Here is a 15,793-nt window from a genome sequence, read left to right on the forward strand (position 1 = left end):
TGGTTGTTCTTGTCCCACTGTGCCGACAGGTTTAGTGTACTCAGGCACAGATACGGTAGGCGTATGTTCTTGTCCCGCTGTCCCTACAGGTTTATTGTATTCAGGAACAGAAACAGTAGGTGGTTGTTCTTGTCCTGCTGTCCCTACAGATTTAGTGTATTCAGGATTTTCTATAATAGGAGCGGAATCATCTCCCTTACTTGTAGTTGGCTGCTTCTTCTCAACCTTTTTAGTAAAGACAGCTACGACAGGACTACTAGTTGTCTCTCCTTGGATAGAATAAGCTTCTATCGCATTTCCAGATTTACGATCAGTTGTCTCAGGAATAGTGATGTTTACTTTTTTATCCTGGATTGATAGTACCGTCTGATCCCCAGTCGTAACCAGATGATTATCGTCTATCTTGCGCAAAACTAGAGGGTCTTTGATTCCTGGAAAATTAACAGCGATTGCTTCCCAATCTCCAGAAGGTAGGGTTAAGGAGATTGTTTTTTCCCCTTCCTTAAGTGGTGCAATACTTGGACTATCCAAGCTTACAGCTGGAGATTTAATAACATCAAATGAATCTAGAGAAATTTTCTTGCGACCTTCTGGTGAATTTGGATCAACTTTCAATGTCAAAATATGATTACCATCGGTCAGATTAGTAAATTCTCCAATTAAGGTTGCCTTTTCGGTAGCGCCAGCAGTGTAGAAGTCTAGACTTGGCATTTCTTTGCCATCTAGTGTCACGAGAGCTTTTCCGAGAGCGGAGGTTTTGAGTCCGTAAATTCGAATACCTGTTCCAGTAAATGGAATGGTTGCCTGAGCTTCTGAAGCAGTACTTGGGTCACTGTTATTGATGTCCGCATATTTTTCTGTGCTCTTATATAATTCAGTATCGCTCCAATCTTTGAATTGAGACCCGTATTGAATGCGAGAGTCACGGTCATCCATTTTTTCAATAGTTGTTCCTTGTCCCGGTAAAACTTTAAAGTAGTCTAAGGAAATTTTGGAGCGCTCACTGCCACGGTGTTTATGCTCTTGTTTTACAGTGATGGTCATCACATGAGTACCATCTGACAATCCTGTGAAGCGACCGATAAGGCTACCTTTTTCAGTTGCACCTGCAGTATAGAAGTCCAGTTCACCGACTGGTTTACCATCGATTTTGACTTCGGCGATTCCCAATTGAGATGATTTGAGACCATAGATTTCAATACCAACACCATTGAAAGGAATGGTTGCTCTCGCATCTTTATCTGTATAGTTACCTAGTGAAAGGTCAGCAAACTTCTCCGTTCCTCCAAATAATTCTGAGTCTGCCCAGTTACCAAAGGCGACTCCGTATTGGATTCGGCTATCTCGGTCATCCATCAATTGGTTATAGGTTTCGACATTGGCCTTTTCGGATACCTGTGTAGAAACTTCGCCCAACATAGCCTTAACAGTATAGGTGTAGGCAAGTTGAGGATCGAGTGAACGGTCTATAAAATGGGTTTGATTGGTTACAAATTCTCTGCTTGCAGAGGTTTGACCAGATTCGTCTTTCACTTGTCTTTGGATAACATAGTGGGTAGCGCCTTCTACTTGGTTGAAGGTGAGTTGTGCAGTGACGCCATTTTGGCGAACTGCTGTCAGACTGGTTACACGACCAGGGAAGTGTTCAAAGGTAATCACGTCACCTTTTTGCGTTGCTAGTTGGATTCGATTATCTTTAAGAACAGTTGCTTGGACAGACTTGCCATTGACCTTGATTTGGCTGGCTTCGATATTTGGATAATCTACAACTAGGTCTCCACCGATATTTGAAAGGAAGGACAAGCTTTGCAGGTTTTTATCTTTCCACTTCATGCTGACTTCAAAGTTACCACGAGCAACCAAGCCAGAAACCTGACCGTCTTTCCAAGCATCTGGAAGGGCTGGCAATGGTGCAATGTAGCCAGTGTGTGATTGAAGAAGCATTTCTGCAATCCCACTGGTTGCTCCAAAGTTTCCATCGATTTGGAAAGGTGCGTGCGTATCCCAAAGGTTTTCCAGGGTTGAATATTTGAGCTGTTCAGCAAGTAGGCGATGGGCACGGTTACCATCTAAGAGACGAGCCCAGAGGTTGATTTTATTGGCCTTAGACCAACCAGTACCACCATCTCCGCGATGGTTCAAAGTTGCGCGTGCAGCCTCTAGGTATTCAGCCTGATCCTTGCTAAAGAGAGTTCCAGGGAAGAGACCTACCAGATGGGAAACGTGGCGGTGGTTATTTTCAATGCCTTCATTGGTGAATTGTGGACTATCCTCTTCGTACCATTCCTTGATGCGTCCCTCTTTGTTGATGTGGAGTGGTTTGAGTTTGTCAAATTTAGCTTTGACCTCTGTAACTAAGTCTTGGTCGACTTTCAGATGGTTGGCAACTTCCATGTAGTCGTGGAAGAGTTGCCAGACTAGTGATTGGTCAAAGGTATTTCCAATGGTGATGGTACCATGTTCTGGTGAGTAGGATGGAGAAGACACCCAACGATCGCTATCTTTATCATAGTGCAAGAAGGAATTCCAGAACTTAGCTGTTTCCTTGAGCATTGGATAAATCTTTTCTTTGAGATAAGTTTCGTCCTTGGTGAATTTATAGTAGTCATAGACGTTCTGCATCATCCAGGCATTAGCAGCAGGAGACCAACCCCAATAGTAATTCCAACCAGGAGTAGTCCAGCCAAACGGTGTAGCTTGGGTATGAACCAGCCAGCCATTTTCTTGTCCATCTTTGGATTTGATACCAGCGTATTCTTTAGCAGCGATACGACCATAATAGCGCATGTCGTCAATGTAATTGATCATTGGCTTGGCTGTTTCAGCTAGATTGCTCATGTAGGCTGGCCAATAGTTCATTTGTAAATTGACATTGAGGTGGTAGTCAGCGTTCCAAGGTGGATTGTCTACGGCATTCCAGACTCCTTGTAGGTTGGCAGGAAGAGCATCTGTCCGATCACGAGACGAACTAATCAATAAATAACGTCCGTATTGGAAGAAAAGTTCTTCCAGTTTTTGCCCTTTTGTTGGATTATAGGTTTGAAGGGCCTCTTTTGTTGTTTGAGCAGTATTGCTTCCACCTAGATTTAATTTGACACGGTTAAAGAGACTTTGATAATCTTTGATATGGTTCTTTTTAAGTGTCTCGTAGTCTTTTCCCCTAGCAGCTTCTACAATCCCTTTAACCGTTTTTTCGAGGTCAATGTCTTTTCGATAGTTGGTTTTAGGATTTTGAGCAAAGTTAGTCTTAGAACTGAGTAAAAGCGTAGCATAACTAGCCCCTGTGACCGTTAAACTATCCTCATGAACAGTAACTTTTCCGTCCGTTTTAATTCCTAGATAGGATGCGAACCGGAGGCCATTATCTTTGACTGTACCTTTTAGTAAGATACCATTTGGGTCTGTCGTAACATGGCCACTCTTGTAGTGAGAATATTCCGCTGAGTAGTTTCCGTTAGCAAGTAAATCTTCTGTTAAGCTATTCCAAACTGTAAAATCAAGTTTTTTGTCCCCTTTTTGGGTCAAGTGAGTAACAGTAACATCATCAGGATAGCTGGAGAAGGTTTCTCTTTTAAAGGTCGTTCCATCTTGGGTGTAAGAAGTTGTAGTAGTGGCTTCTGTGATATCCAAACCACGGTGATAGTCTGTCACATTTTCAAGCCCTTTTTTCTGGTTATTGAAAACCATGAAGATATCACCAAAGGCTAAATAACGTCCATACTGGGCGTTGTTTGGTCCAACTAGATTTCGCTCGGCTAATCGTTTGGCTTTTTGGCGATCACCTTCTTCAAGAGCCTTACGAATTTCAGCTAAAACTTTGTAACGTTCTTGATAGTTTCCTCCATTATAGTCGGTACTGTCGGGACGTGGCCCACCCGACCAAAGAGTTTTTTCGTTGTATTGGATTCTCTCCTCACCGATGAGACCAAAAACCTTAGCACCCATCTCACCATTCCCAACTGGAAGGGCTTGTTTTTCCCATCCATCATAGGAAGGAGCTGTTGGTTGATCATAGTTTAGTTGGTAGTTATTTTGTTTTGTCACAGGCAGTTCTTGTTTTTCTGTATCCTTATTTTCATTAGCTTCTATAATAACCTCAGTACTTGCTTGATTAGTTGTAGCAGAGGCAACATTAGCCTCGGCGGGTTTGCTTTCAATAGAACTATTATCAGCTAGAACTGGTTTTGTATGATCAATTGGTTCGCTTGGCTGTGTGAGCTCAGTTGACTCACTTGTTTTCGTTACAGTGTCTAACTTAGTGGTAATTTTCTCTAGCGTAGGCTCGTTTGTTTTTACTTCAATAGCATCAGCAGAGACGGTATGACTAGCTAGAAAAACCGCTCCAAGCAAAACAGAAGCAGTGCCAACCGTTAGCTTTCGGATGCTATAGCGACAGGATTTCTCCCTCCCAATTTTTTCCATAGAAACCTCCTTCATTTATTAAAAGCGCTTTCATTTTAGATCAAAAAAAATTAATGCAGATTTTCAGTAGAGTATCAACTGATCATATTGCTACAATTTTAATATAACAAATAAACAAAGATATTGCAATAGATTTTTTATATGTAGTTGATACTTTACTACAGATTTTCTCAACTAAAACTATTTTTACATTACATAACACTTCTAGTTAATGTTGTTGTTTATTTACTGAGAGTAATGAGAATGAATGGGAATTATATTTTCCATTGTCATTCTCCTATAAAAAGTGGTAAAATGGATGACAGAAAGAAGGAACTGAAATGACAACATTATTTTCAAAAATCAAAGAAGTAACAGAACTTGCTGCGATTTCAGGTCATGAAGCACCTGTTCGTGCTTATCTTCGTGATAAATTAACACCCCATGTCGATGAAGTTGTAACGGATGGTCTAGGGGGAATCTTTGGGATTAAACATTCAGATGTAAGTGATGCACCACGTGTCTTGGTCGCTTCTCATATGGATGAAGTTGGTTTTATGGTTAGTGAAATAAAACCAGATGGAACCTTCCGAGTCGTTGAAATCGGTGGTTGGAATCCTATGGTGGTTAGTAGCCAACGATTTAAACTTTTGACTCGTGATGGTCGTGAAATTCCTGTGATTTCAGGTTCTGTCCCTCCACATTTAACACGTGGGACAGGAGGACCAACCATGCCTGCTATTGCAGATATCGTCTTTGATGGTGGTTTTGCGGACAAGGCTGAGGCAGAAAGTTTTGGCATTCGTCCTGGCGACACCATCGTACCTGATAGTTCTGCAATCTTGACAGCCAATGAAAAAAATATCATCTCGAAAGCTTGGGACAACCGCTACGGTGTTCTTATGGTGAGCGAATTGGCGGAAGCTCTTTCAGGTCAAAAACTGGGAAATGAACTCTATCTTGGTTCTAACGTCCAAGAAGAAGTTGGTCTCCGTGGAGCTCATACTTCCACAACCAAGTTTGACCCAGAAGTTTTCCTAGCAGTTGACTGCTCACCAGCAGGTGATGTCTACGGTGGTCAAGGTAAGATTGGAGATGGAACCTTGATTCGTTTCTTTGATCCAGGTCATTTGCTTCTCCCAGGAATGAAGGATTTCCTTTTGACAACGGCTGAAGAAGCTGGTATCAAGTACCAATACTACTGTGGCAAAGGCGGAACGGATGCAGGTGCGGCTCATCTGAAAAATGGTGGTGTTCCATCCACAACCATCGGTGTTTGTGCCCGTTATATCCACTCACATCAAACTCTCTATTCTATGGATGACTTCTTAGAAGCTCAAGCTTTCTTACAAGCCCTAGTGAAAAAATTGGATCGTTCAACGATTGATTTGATTAAACATTATTAAGATTAAAGGAGGTTGGTAGAGATGGAAAAACCAAATCTAGAAAGCCTAATAAAAGATCTTTACAATCATGCCCGCCATGATTTGAGTGAAGATTTAGTTGCTGCTCTCCTTGAGACTGCTAAAAAACTGCCTAGTACAAATGAGCAATTACTAGCAGTTCGTCTTTCAGGCCTGGTCAATCATGAATTGCTCATAAATCCCAAACATCCGGCACCTGAGTTGCTCAACTTGGCTCGCTTTATCAAAAGAGAAGAAACCAAGTACAGAGGAACCGCAGCTTCTGCGCTTATGTATGGTGAACTCTTTAAAATGCTTTAATTCCATCGTGAATCAAAGCATGCTAGGCTAGAATATGTAGTTTCTATAAGTATCAAAGGGGCAACTGGGAAACTAGTTGCCGGCATCTGATATGATTCTTGGGTGAATGTCGCCAAAACAAATGCGGTTGTCAATCCTAAGGAAAGCTACTGATGTTTGAAAAGTAGTGGATGAAAAAAGTAAACCACTCTTTAAAAAGAGTGGTTTTTTTGTAATCAAATTTGTTCAGCAATGACCTTTTCAGCAAGGTTCATAGCGTGGTCAGATACACGTGTGTAGTGAGAGATGATATCTATAAAGTTGACACCAGCTTGGGTTGAGCACTCGCCCTTGTTAAGGCGTTTGATATGTGTTTTTCTAAGAACGCGTTCCATATTGTTGATTGCTTCATGGCGTTCAATTAAGCTTTGAGCTTTTTGGATATCGTTGTTCTCAACACAGTCTAGCGCATCCTTTGTAAATTCTGTTGTTTGACGATAGATTTCTTCCAGTTCTACAAGTGCAGATTCAGAGAAGGTCACATTCTTTCGTTGAAGATAATCTGTTAGGTTGATAAGTGCTTCAGCATGGTCTCCAATCCGTTCCAAATCACGGGATGAATCAAGAATATTTGTTAAAATTTCGCTTTCTTTCTGGCTTAAGGCCTCACCTGATAGGGAAATAAGATAGCGGGTTAATTGTTCATCGATTGTATTGATTGCTTCTTCTGTTTTATGGCCTTTTTCTGCAAGTTTTTCATCTAGACTGATGATGTAGTTGTATGAGAGGTCAAAGGCTTTGGCTGCATAATTTCCTAAGTGTAGGAGTTCTTTTTTAGCATTTCCGAGAGCGATAGATGGAGCTTGTTTGATCATATGCTCATCTAAATAAAGAGGCTCATATTTGACAACTTCATCTTCACCAGGAATGAGTTTGGTTACAAAGTATGCCAAGGCACCGATGAACGGGAACTGGATAATGGTATTTGTGATATTAAAGGTTCCGTGGGCAAAGGCAATGGTCATTTCTGGTGCTAGCCCAAGAACAGTTTCAAACCAGTGAATCAAAGAAGTAAAGGGAACAAGGAAAATAGTACATATGACAGTTCCGATAACATTAAAGGCTACGTGAGCACCGGCAACACGTTTGGCAGCGATATTAGCACCAAGGGAAGCGATGATTGCTGTGATAGTTGTTCCAATATTGTCACCAAATAGGACTGGCAGGGCACCTTGTAGGTCAATGAGACCACTAGCATAAAGATTTTGCAGGATACCGATAGTGGCTGATGAGGCCTGAATAAGTAAGGTTAGTACTGTACCAACAAAGACACCTAAAATAGGGCTCTTGCTTAGTTCTACCATATAGTCTCTAAAGACTTGAAGGTCTTTCAAAGGTTCCATTGCACCACTCATAAGATTGAGGGCAAAAAAGATACCGCCGACACCAAAGAGAATGCGTCCGATATTATTAATAGAGCGATTCTTGGTAAAGAAGAGACAGACAGCTCCGATAAAGAGCATCGGTAAGGCGTAATCTCCAAGCTTAAAACCGATGATAAAGGATGTTACGGTAGTTCCGATGTTGGCTCCCATAACAATACCGATAGCTTGACGCAAGGTTAAAAGTCCTGCACTAACGAGACCGACTGTAATAACCGTTACACCTGAACTGGATTGAATCAGAGCCGTCATACCGATACCAACTAACACACCTAAAAAAGGATTACTAGTATATTTATCAATATAAAAGCGAAGGCGATCTCCAGCAGCTTGTTGCAAACCGTCTCCCATGGTCTTTATACTATATAAGAATAGCCCTAGACCTCCTAAAAAGTGAAATAAAATTTCCTGCCAATTAATGGACATTTCTTTTTCCTCCGAAAAATAATAACGGAATTTCTCCTATTCTATTTTAAAGGATAAAAGTAAATCTAACAAGTGTTAAGGTCAGATTTGAGAAGAAAAATCTTGAGTAGAGAGTAAATTTACTATAATTTTCATTAGAGAAGGCTTACATTTGAAAAAGCTTGAAACATTTAACAAGAGCTATTGACAAAAGTGAAAGAATCAGATAGAATAGTAAAGTATGTTTAGTAACTGATCACTTTATAGCCGGCTAAACGAATACAAAATCTATGAGGAGGTATTCATCGTGAAACGTACTTATCAACCAAGTAAACTTCGTCGTGCGCGCAAACACGGATTCCGTAACCGTATGTCAACTAAAAACGGTCGTCGCGTATTGGCAGCTCGTCGTCGTAAAGGACGCAAAGTTTTGGCTGCGTAATCCAAACGAATTCTATCAAAAATCAGTAGGAACTCGAGTCTACTGATTTTTATTTTTGTAAAAAAGTACAAAAAGCTTTATATTTTTGCTTGAATAGTGTATAATATTTCACATACTGTAAAAATGGAGAATAATCATGAAGAAATCAAAAGTTATGCTTTTTGGAGCTATGGCTTTGACAGCAGGTCTAGCTTTAGCAGCGTGTGGATCATCTCAATCAAGTAATGCAGACAAGACTTACTCTTATATCTTTGTCAATAACCCAGATACCTTGGATTATATTACTTCTACCCGAGACTCTACATCTAGTATCACAACCAACTTGATTGATGGTTTGTTGGAAAACGACCAGTATGGCAATCTCATTCCCTCTATGGCTGAGTCATGGACAGTATCAAAAGATGGGTTGACTTATACCTATAAAATCCGTCAAGGAGCTAAATGGTACACTTCTGAAGGAGAAGAGTATGCAGATGTAACGGCTCACGATTTTGTAACCGGTCTAAGATATGCTGCTGATAAAAAAGCAGAAAACTTGTACTTGGTACAAGATTCTATCAAGGGATTAGCAGACTATGTGGAAGGGAAATCTTCAGATTTTGACACTGTAGGTGTTAAGGCTGTGGATGATTATACCTTACAATACACACTTAATAAGCCTGAGAGCTACTGGAACTCAAAAACAACTGCAAGTATTCTCAGTCCTGTTAACGAAGCCTTCTTGAAATCAAAAGGAGATGACTTTGGAAGTGTGACACCATCAAGTATCTTGTCAAATGGTCCTTATTTATTTAAATCATTTACTTCAAAATCTCTGATTGAATTTGATAAGAACCCTAACTACTGGGATAAGGACAATGTCAAAATTGAGAAAGTGAAACTTTCCTTCTTTGACGGTTCTGACCAAGATAGTATCACAAGAGGATTTTTGGAAGGTAACTACACAGATGGTCGTATCTTCCCAACTAGCTCAGTCTTTGCTGAACTCAAGAAAGGTAATGAGGACAAAATTACTTATACTCCTCAAAATTCGGTTACATTCTACTATCTTTTCAATTTAAACCGTCAAAGTTACAAGCAAACGATGAAACAATCTGATAAGGAAAAGGCAGATTCACGTGCAGCGATGCAGAATAAGGATTTCCGTCAGGCTATCAATTTTGCTTTTGACCGCCATGCTTATGCAGCACAAACGAATGGTGAAGATGGAGCAGACCGTATCTTGCGTAACACGATTACACCAAGTAACTTTGTCCAAGTTGGCGATAAGAATTTCGGTGATATTGTTAATGAAAAAATTGTCAATTATGGAAAAGACTGGTCTAATATCAATCTAAATGATGGTAAGCAAGCCTTTTTGAACCCTGACAAGGCTAAAGAAAGATTTGCTAAGGCCAAAGAAACCTTGAAAGCTCAGGGAGTAAATTTCCCAATTCATTTGGATATGCCAGTTGACCAGACTGCTAAATTGGATGTTCAACAGGCAGGTTCTTTCAAGCAAACAGTAGAAGAAACACTTGGTAAGGATAATGTTGTGATTGATGTCATCCAACTTTCTCCAGATGAAAAGGACCAAGCAACTTATTTTGCTGATACGGCTGAACAAAAAGACTATGATATAGATGTCTCAGGTTGGGGTGGAGACTACTCAGATCCTAAGACTTATCTAGCTATTTTAGATCCAGAAACTGGTTCTCAGCTGAAAAATATGGGATTATCTGAAGGAAAAGATCAGGAAATTAAGGATAAGATCGGACTTTCTGACTATAAGAAACTGTTGGATCAAGCAGACGCAGAAATCACAGATACTCAAGCTCGCTACGAGAAATATGCAGAAGCGCAGGCTTGGTTGACTGACAGTGCTCTCTTCCTGCCAGTTCAGAGTGGTGGAGCCAATCCAATTTTCCGTAAGACAGTACCATTCACTGGACCATTTTCATTTGTAGGACATAAGGGTAATTCGGATAACTACAAGTATGTTGAATTGCAAAAAGAGGCTGTGACAGCTAAACAGTACCAAGAACTCTATGAAAAATGGTTAAAAGAAAAAGCTGAGTCAAATAAAAAAGCACAAGAAGATTTGGCAAATCATATTCAGTAAAGGTATTTATAAGCAGGTTCTTTAAAGATTTGTTTACAAATCAGCAGGGAAAACTATTCCTAAAAAGCATCACCAGACGTGTTCTGATTCTGGTGATGCTTTTCTTTTATTCTTTTAAGTGGTATGAGTAGCTAGCGATGACCACATCTTGGTGCCAACGCAGGGCATATTTGAGTTTGAGGCTCATTTGATTGTGTAGGATATTTTGCCAAGGTTTGTTAGGGATAAACTGGGGAATTAGTATGGTAACCGTGTAGTTTTTCTTCTTGGCTTCCTCAGAAATACTTTTGACATATTTGACGGTAGGTGTGATGATATCGCGGTAGCTAGTGTTGATATTTTTTAGTCCAATCGTTGGAAAGTAATTGGCAAATTCTTGGAGGGTTTCTTGGTCTTTTTCTGCTGTTTCCTTGGTCGAAATGTGCATGGCCAAAACTTCATCTCCGATACTTTGGGCGTAGTTAATAGCACCAACGCTGACTCGAGTAACATTTCCAACAAGGACGAGAACAAGGTTGCCATCATAGTTTTGCTTTTCGATCCCATCGTATAGTCGGAGTTGTTGGGCGACTTTCTGGTAATGGCGATGGATAGCTAAGAAAAGTAGGATTAAAACGAGTATAATCGGGAAGAAAGGCCAAATATCACGGATACGGAAAAAGAGTAAGATAAGGACAATAGCATAGCAAATGATAGCTCCAATGATATTGGCAAGAGCAGGTTTTAAGAAGTTTGCCCCTTTTTCCTTTTTCCAATGACGAATCATCCCAGTCTGAGATAAGGCAAAGGGAACAAATACCCCAATAGTATAGAGAGGAATCAAGCGTTCGGTATTGCCGTTAAAAATGAACAAAAGAATGATGGCGCCAAAGGCCAGAGTTAAAATACCGTTAGAGTAGCCTAATCTATCTCCTTTTTCCATAAAGAGATGGGGCATGTATTTGTTTTTAGCCATATTGTAGGCTAGCATAGGGAAGGCTGAAAAGCCAGTATTTGCAGCTACAGCCAGAATCAAGGCTGTAGAAAATTGGAAGAGATAGTAACTGGTATGTCCAAAGAAGGAATCACCTAAGATACCTCTAGCCATTTGTGAAAGAATAGTTTGTCCGTGCTGGGGTGTGATGCCCATCCAGTAATTTAGGAAGGTAATACCGGCAAATAGAAAACCTAAAATGAGGGACATGATGGTCAAGGTTTGGGCGGCATTTTTTTCTTTTGGAGTCTTAAAGAAAGGAACGGCATTCGAGATGGCTTCCACACCGGTTAAAGAAGCAGACCCACTAGTGAAGGCTCTTAAAATGAGAACGATGGAAAGACTCGGGACAGCTTGCCCAATAGTTGAGCTAGCATGATAGCTCAGAGACCCTGTCAATAATTGAAAGATTCCGTAAAGCAATAGAAATACCGTACTGATGATGAAAAGAAAAACAGGAATCATGAGGGAGCTCGCAGATTCTTTGAGTCCTCGCAGGTTCATGAACATTAGCAAGCAAACCAGAAAAATCGAGATGTGAAGATTGTATGGATGAAGGGCAGGGAGGGCAGCTGTAATGGCATCCGCGCCAGATGCTACAGAAACGGCTACGGTCAGCATATAGTCCACAAGCAGACTACCTCCAGCAATTAAGCCTAGATGGGGAGTTAGGTTTTCTCGGGTTACCATATAGGCCCCTCCTCCTTGAGGATAGGCGTGAATAATTTGGCGATAGGAAATAGTCAAACTCGCTAAAAGCAAGAGAACAAATAATCCGATAGGTAGACTCCACCAAATAGCAAGAGGCGAGAGGCTCGTCAATACTAGGACTACCTGCTCGGGTCCATAGGCAATAGAGGACAAGGCATCGCTTGATAGCATAGCTAAGGCCTGTAATTTTCCGAGTAGACCGCCTTCGCTTTCGGTTAAGGACTTGAGAGGACGTCCGATAAAGGTATGTTTTAATTTAGTAAACATCATCTTTTCCTTTTCTGAAAAAATTCAAATACACGATATTATACTGCTTTCAAAAAGTAGCGTCAAGAGAGAATAGAGGATTTTAGATTATTTTTTGCATACGAGAATAGAAGTAAGTTTTTTGGTATAATAGGAGATAGAAAATGAGGTTTGATGAGATGATTTTTGATACACATACACATTTGAATGTAGAAGAATTTGCTGGGCGTGAGGAGGAAGAACTGGCCTTAGCTGCTGACATGGGTGTGACACAGATGAATATTGTGGGTTTTGACAAGCCGACGATTGAGTGTGCTCTTAAGTTAGTTGATCAGTATGAGCAACTCTATGCAACCATTGGTTGGCATCCGACAGAAGCTGGGACTTATACAGAGGAAGTCGAGACTTACTTGTTGGATAAGTTAAAACATCCCAAGGTAATAGCACTGGGTGAGATTGGTCTGGATTATCATTGGATGACAGCACCAAAAGAAGTCCAGGAACAGGTTTTCCGTCGTCAGATTCAGCTTTCTAAGGAAATGGATTTACCTTTTGTAGTTCATACCCGTGATGCCCTAGAAGATACCTATGACATTATCAAAAGTGAGGGAGTTGGTCCTCGTGGCGGTATTATGCATTCCTTTTCAGGTTCTCTTGACTGGGCAGAGAAGTTTGTTGAGCTGGGGATGACCATTTCGTTTTCTGGCGTGGTGACTTTCAAGAAGGCAACTGACATCCAAGAAGCAGCTAAAGAGTTACCTTTGGACAAAATGTTGGTGGAAACGGATGCGCCTTACTTAGCACCTGTACCCAAGCGTGGTCGTGAAAATAAAACAGCCTACACGCGATATGTTGTGGATTTTATCGCTGACTTGCGTGGTATGACGACTGAAGAACTGGCGACAGTAACGACTGCTAATGCCAAGCGCATTTTTGGATTGGAAAGTTAATCATGAAAGAGAAAATTTCCCAAGTCATCGTAGTTGAAGGGCGGGACGATACTACTAATCTCAGACGTTTCTTTGACGTGGAGACTTATGAGACACGAGGTTCTGCGATCAATGAGCAAGATATTGCGCGTATTCAGCGTCTACATGAACTACATGGAGTCATTGTCTTCACAGATCCAGACTTTAATGGCGAGCGCATTCGCCGAATGATTATGACAGCTATTCCTACAGTTCAGCATGCCTTTCTCAAGCGAGAAGAAGCAGTTCCTAAGTCTAAGTCCAAGGGCCGGTCTTTGGGGATTGAACACGCCAGTTATGAGGATTTGAAGACAGCACTTTCCCAAGTGACAGAACAGTTTGAGGTCCAGAGTGAGTTTGATATCAGTCGTAGTGACTTGATTCGTCTTGGTTTTCTAGCAGGAGCAGATAGCCGTAAGCGTCGAGAGTATCTTGGAGATGCCATTCGTATCGGCTATTCCAACGGCAAGCAACTCTTGAAACGCCTAGAGCTATTTGGAGTAACCTTGGCAGAAGTGGAAGAAGCTATGCAATCTTATAAGAATGGTTAAGCATTCCCAAAATGTAAGGGGAATGTGTTACAATAGAAGTAATGTCATGGAATCCAACTATATATGATGGTATGAATTATAAAAAGATAGTTGATTAGATTAGCAATTAACTGAGGATGATGAGGAGAAGTTATGGGAATCTTTGATTTTTTTAAAAAAACAAAAGAGACTGAAGAAACAGAAGTAACCAAAGAAATTGAAGAAACTAAAGGTGAGATTTGTTTAGGTGTTTTAGACTTATTTCCGATTAAGGAAAGCAATCAACTATTGATTGTTGGTAGCTTGGAAGGAAGTTTAAAAAGGGGTGATTGTTTGCAGTTTTGCAATCCGGATCAAGGGATGGACTCTCTTGGAACGCTAGTAGTCAAGAAACTCAGCAGTCAACAAAAGGATAGAGATTCTCTGACGGATGAACCTTTAGCCCATCTAGTGGTGGATATGGATTCTTCCTTGTCAAAACTTAAAAAGGGTAGTGTGCTTTATAGCCCAGGTGTTGATGAAGAGACTCGCTTGTCTACTTATACAGATACTATTTACCGCGCTTTTGTCGCAATTCAAGAAGGGCAGTTGACCAATGAAGATTACTTGGCGGCTAGCCTTGATGATAGTGTTGAGATTATGCGTCTCTTTTTATGGAAATGTCGTCAGGAACAGGAAACTGAAAGCGAAGAAAGTTATCAGGCAAACACTCGAAAATTGGAGCGTTTGGCAGAAATTGTAAGGGACAAGTTGTTAGAAGCAGATTCCATTTATGCAGTTTTTTCTGAAAAAACGGGCGAACCTTACCTCTTCTCAACTACTTATGATAGAGGAGAAGATGGTTATCTCTGTACAGATCCAATGATCATGCTTTTCACTCCACGTTGGTACCATCAGTTTAAGGAAACGATTGATGGTCGACCAAACTCTACTGTGCAGTTGATTGAAAATACTGAAGATAAAACAGGGATTGAAAACTTTCTTGGTACAGCCTTTTATTTAAATGGTGCTTTAGGAGCTATCTTTAATACTAAGGAAGTTAGTATCAGTTGTTCTGCCTTGGTTCAAAAACCAGATTTTTCAGGCTTGCCAGAGATACAAGTGCCTCTTATGAATCCAGATCTTGTACGATGGATGCTATTAATGGGGCAAATGGGTAAACCAAGTAAGGAAGATGAAGAATTGATTTATAGTCTCTATTACAAGTTCTTTTCAGCTGCATTACCGAAAGCAAAATTTCTACTTCCGTTAGACTCCACATCAGATTTATCGAAGGATCATTCAGAAGATAATTCCTACACCTTGAAAAAAGATACTAGTTTTAATATCCCAACTAGAGAAGGGAAAAACGGGAGATATTCGGTTCCAGTCTTTACAGATTGGAAACGATTTAGAATGGTCTTTGATGAAAACTGGAATGGCATGGTTGAAAAAGCAGGTGGTATGATTGAGGTTTTTGACTACGCCATTAATCCAACTGAATACTTGGAAGCTGGTGTCTATGTCAGCAAAGAATCTTTTGAAGAGATGAAAGGGCTGAGTGAGAAGCTCGAAGGTAGAGATTAAAAATGAAAATACGAGTTGATAGAGATTCTGTCTGTATGGGAGATGATGTATTACCCCATGAGGTAGAATTTGAAGTTCCGGAAGATATGACAGCTGAGGAGCTTTGTAGTTTTCTTCAAAAGGACAGATATCTGCCTGGATTGGACACGGAATGGCTTCTTCGACATGGTGGAAAGACAATAACAAGTTATAATACGGAAACAAAAGAACTGACGAATCCAAATGTTTATTTAAAAGACCTGATTCATCAGGGTTCTAGAGGAAATGATTTTGTTTGGATATATCGTCGTTCATATTAGAAAAGA

General features: G+C 40.5%; 11 protein-coding genes. 8 read left to right on the top strand and 3 right to left on the bottom strand.

All coding sequences use genetic code 11. From position 1 onward, the window contains the following. A partial coding sequence (locus tag HMPREF1117_RS11430) for an SIALI-17 repeat-containing surface protein (protein WP_000411099.1) occupies positions 1-4,422 on the bottom strand: 4,422 nt, incomplete at its 3' end. A 320-nt stretch (positions 4,423-4,742) separates the two neighbouring features. Between HMPREF1117_RS11430 and pepA the strand changes: the two genes are divergently transcribed. Both pepA and HMPREF1117_RS02420 read left to right on the top strand, forming a co-directional pair. Next, complete coding sequence (gene pepA / locus HMPREF1117_RS02415; RefSeq protein ID WP_000209160.1) at positions 4,743-5,807, top strand: glutamyl aminopeptidase; 1,065 nt, start codon at positions 4,743-4,745, stop codon at positions 5,805-5,807. Between the two features lie 21 nt (positions 5,808-5,828). Then, positions 5,829-6,125 carry a hypothetical protein gene (locus HMPREF1117_RS02420; protein ID WP_000414673.1) on the top strand — a complete coding sequence of 99 codons (297 nt, stop codon included), beginning with the start codon at positions 5,829-5,831 and terminating at the stop codon, positions 6,123-6,125. A gap of 215 nt (positions 6,126-6,340) precedes the next feature. Here the strand turns inward: HMPREF1117_RS02420 and HMPREF1117_RS02425 are convergent, their stop codons facing one another. Further along, positions 6,341-7,972, bottom strand: a complete 1,632-nt coding sequence (locus HMPREF1117_RS02425; protein ID WP_000026651.1) for a Na/Pi cotransporter family protein — start codon at positions 7,970-7,972, stop codon at positions 6,341-6,343. 286 nt (positions 7,973-8,258) lie between these two features. On the opposite strand from HMPREF1117_RS02425, the gene rpmH reads away from it, so the two are divergent. Beyond that, entirely contained in the window at positions 8,259-8,393 is a 135-nt protein-coding gene (gene rpmH / locus HMPREF1117_RS02430; protein ID WP_000831905.1) for a 50S ribosomal protein L34, read from the top strand. A 136-nt stretch (positions 8,394-8,529) separates the two neighbouring features. Then, the gene (locus HMPREF1117_RS02435; protein WP_000748902.1) at positions 8,530-10,494 is read left to right on the top strand and encodes a peptide ABC transporter substrate-binding protein; all 1,965 of its coding nucleotides are present in this window, start codon (positions 8,530-8,532) and stop codon (positions 10,492-10,494) included. A gap of 106 nt (positions 10,495-10,600) precedes the next feature. On the opposite strand, the gene HMPREF1117_RS02440 is transcribed toward HMPREF1117_RS02435, so the two are convergent. Beyond that, positions 10,601-12,445 carry an APC family permease gene (locus HMPREF1117_RS02440; protein ID WP_000494447.1) on the bottom strand — a complete coding sequence of 615 codons (1,845 nt, stop codon included), beginning with the start codon at positions 12,443-12,445 and terminating at the stop codon, positions 10,601-10,603. 158 nt (positions 12,446-12,603) lie between these two features. Here HMPREF1117_RS02440 and HMPREF1117_RS02445 point away from each other — a divergent pair, with 158 nt between their 5' ends. The 4 genes from HMPREF1117_RS02445 to HMPREF1117_RS02460 all read left to right on the top strand — a co-directional run bounded on the left by HMPREF1117_RS02445 (position 12,604) and on the right by HMPREF1117_RS02460 (position 15,787). Then, positions 12,604-13,374 (top strand): TatD family hydrolase, encoded by a 771-nt coding sequence (locus tag HMPREF1117_RS02445; RefSeq protein WP_025171557.1) that lies wholly within the window; start codon positions 12,604-12,606, stop codon positions 13,372-13,374. Positions 13,375-13,376: 2 nt separating this feature from the next. Beyond that, the gene (gene rnmV, locus HMPREF1117_RS02450) at positions 13,377-13,943 is read left to right on the top strand and encodes a ribonuclease M5 (RefSeq protein WP_000660001.1); all 567 of its coding nucleotides are present in this window, start codon (positions 13,377-13,379) and stop codon (positions 13,941-13,943) included. 132 nt (positions 13,944-14,075) lie between these two features. After that, positions 14,076-15,488, top strand: a complete 1,413-nt coding sequence (locus HMPREF1117_RS02455; protein WP_000510795.1) for an SseB family protein — start codon at positions 14,076-14,078, stop codon at positions 15,486-15,488. Positions 15,489-15,490: 2 nt separating this feature from the next. Then, positions 15,491-15,787, top strand: a complete 297-nt coding sequence (locus HMPREF1117_RS02460; protein ID WP_000702742.1) for a hypothetical protein — start codon at positions 15,491-15,493, stop codon at positions 15,785-15,787. Positions 15,788-15,793: the final 6 nt, after the last annotated feature.

This window comes from Streptococcus sp. SK643 (assembly GCF_000259505.1).
In the GTDB taxonomy this organism is placed as follows: domain Bacteria; phylum Bacillota; class Bacilli; order Lactobacillales; family Streptococcaceae; genus Streptococcus.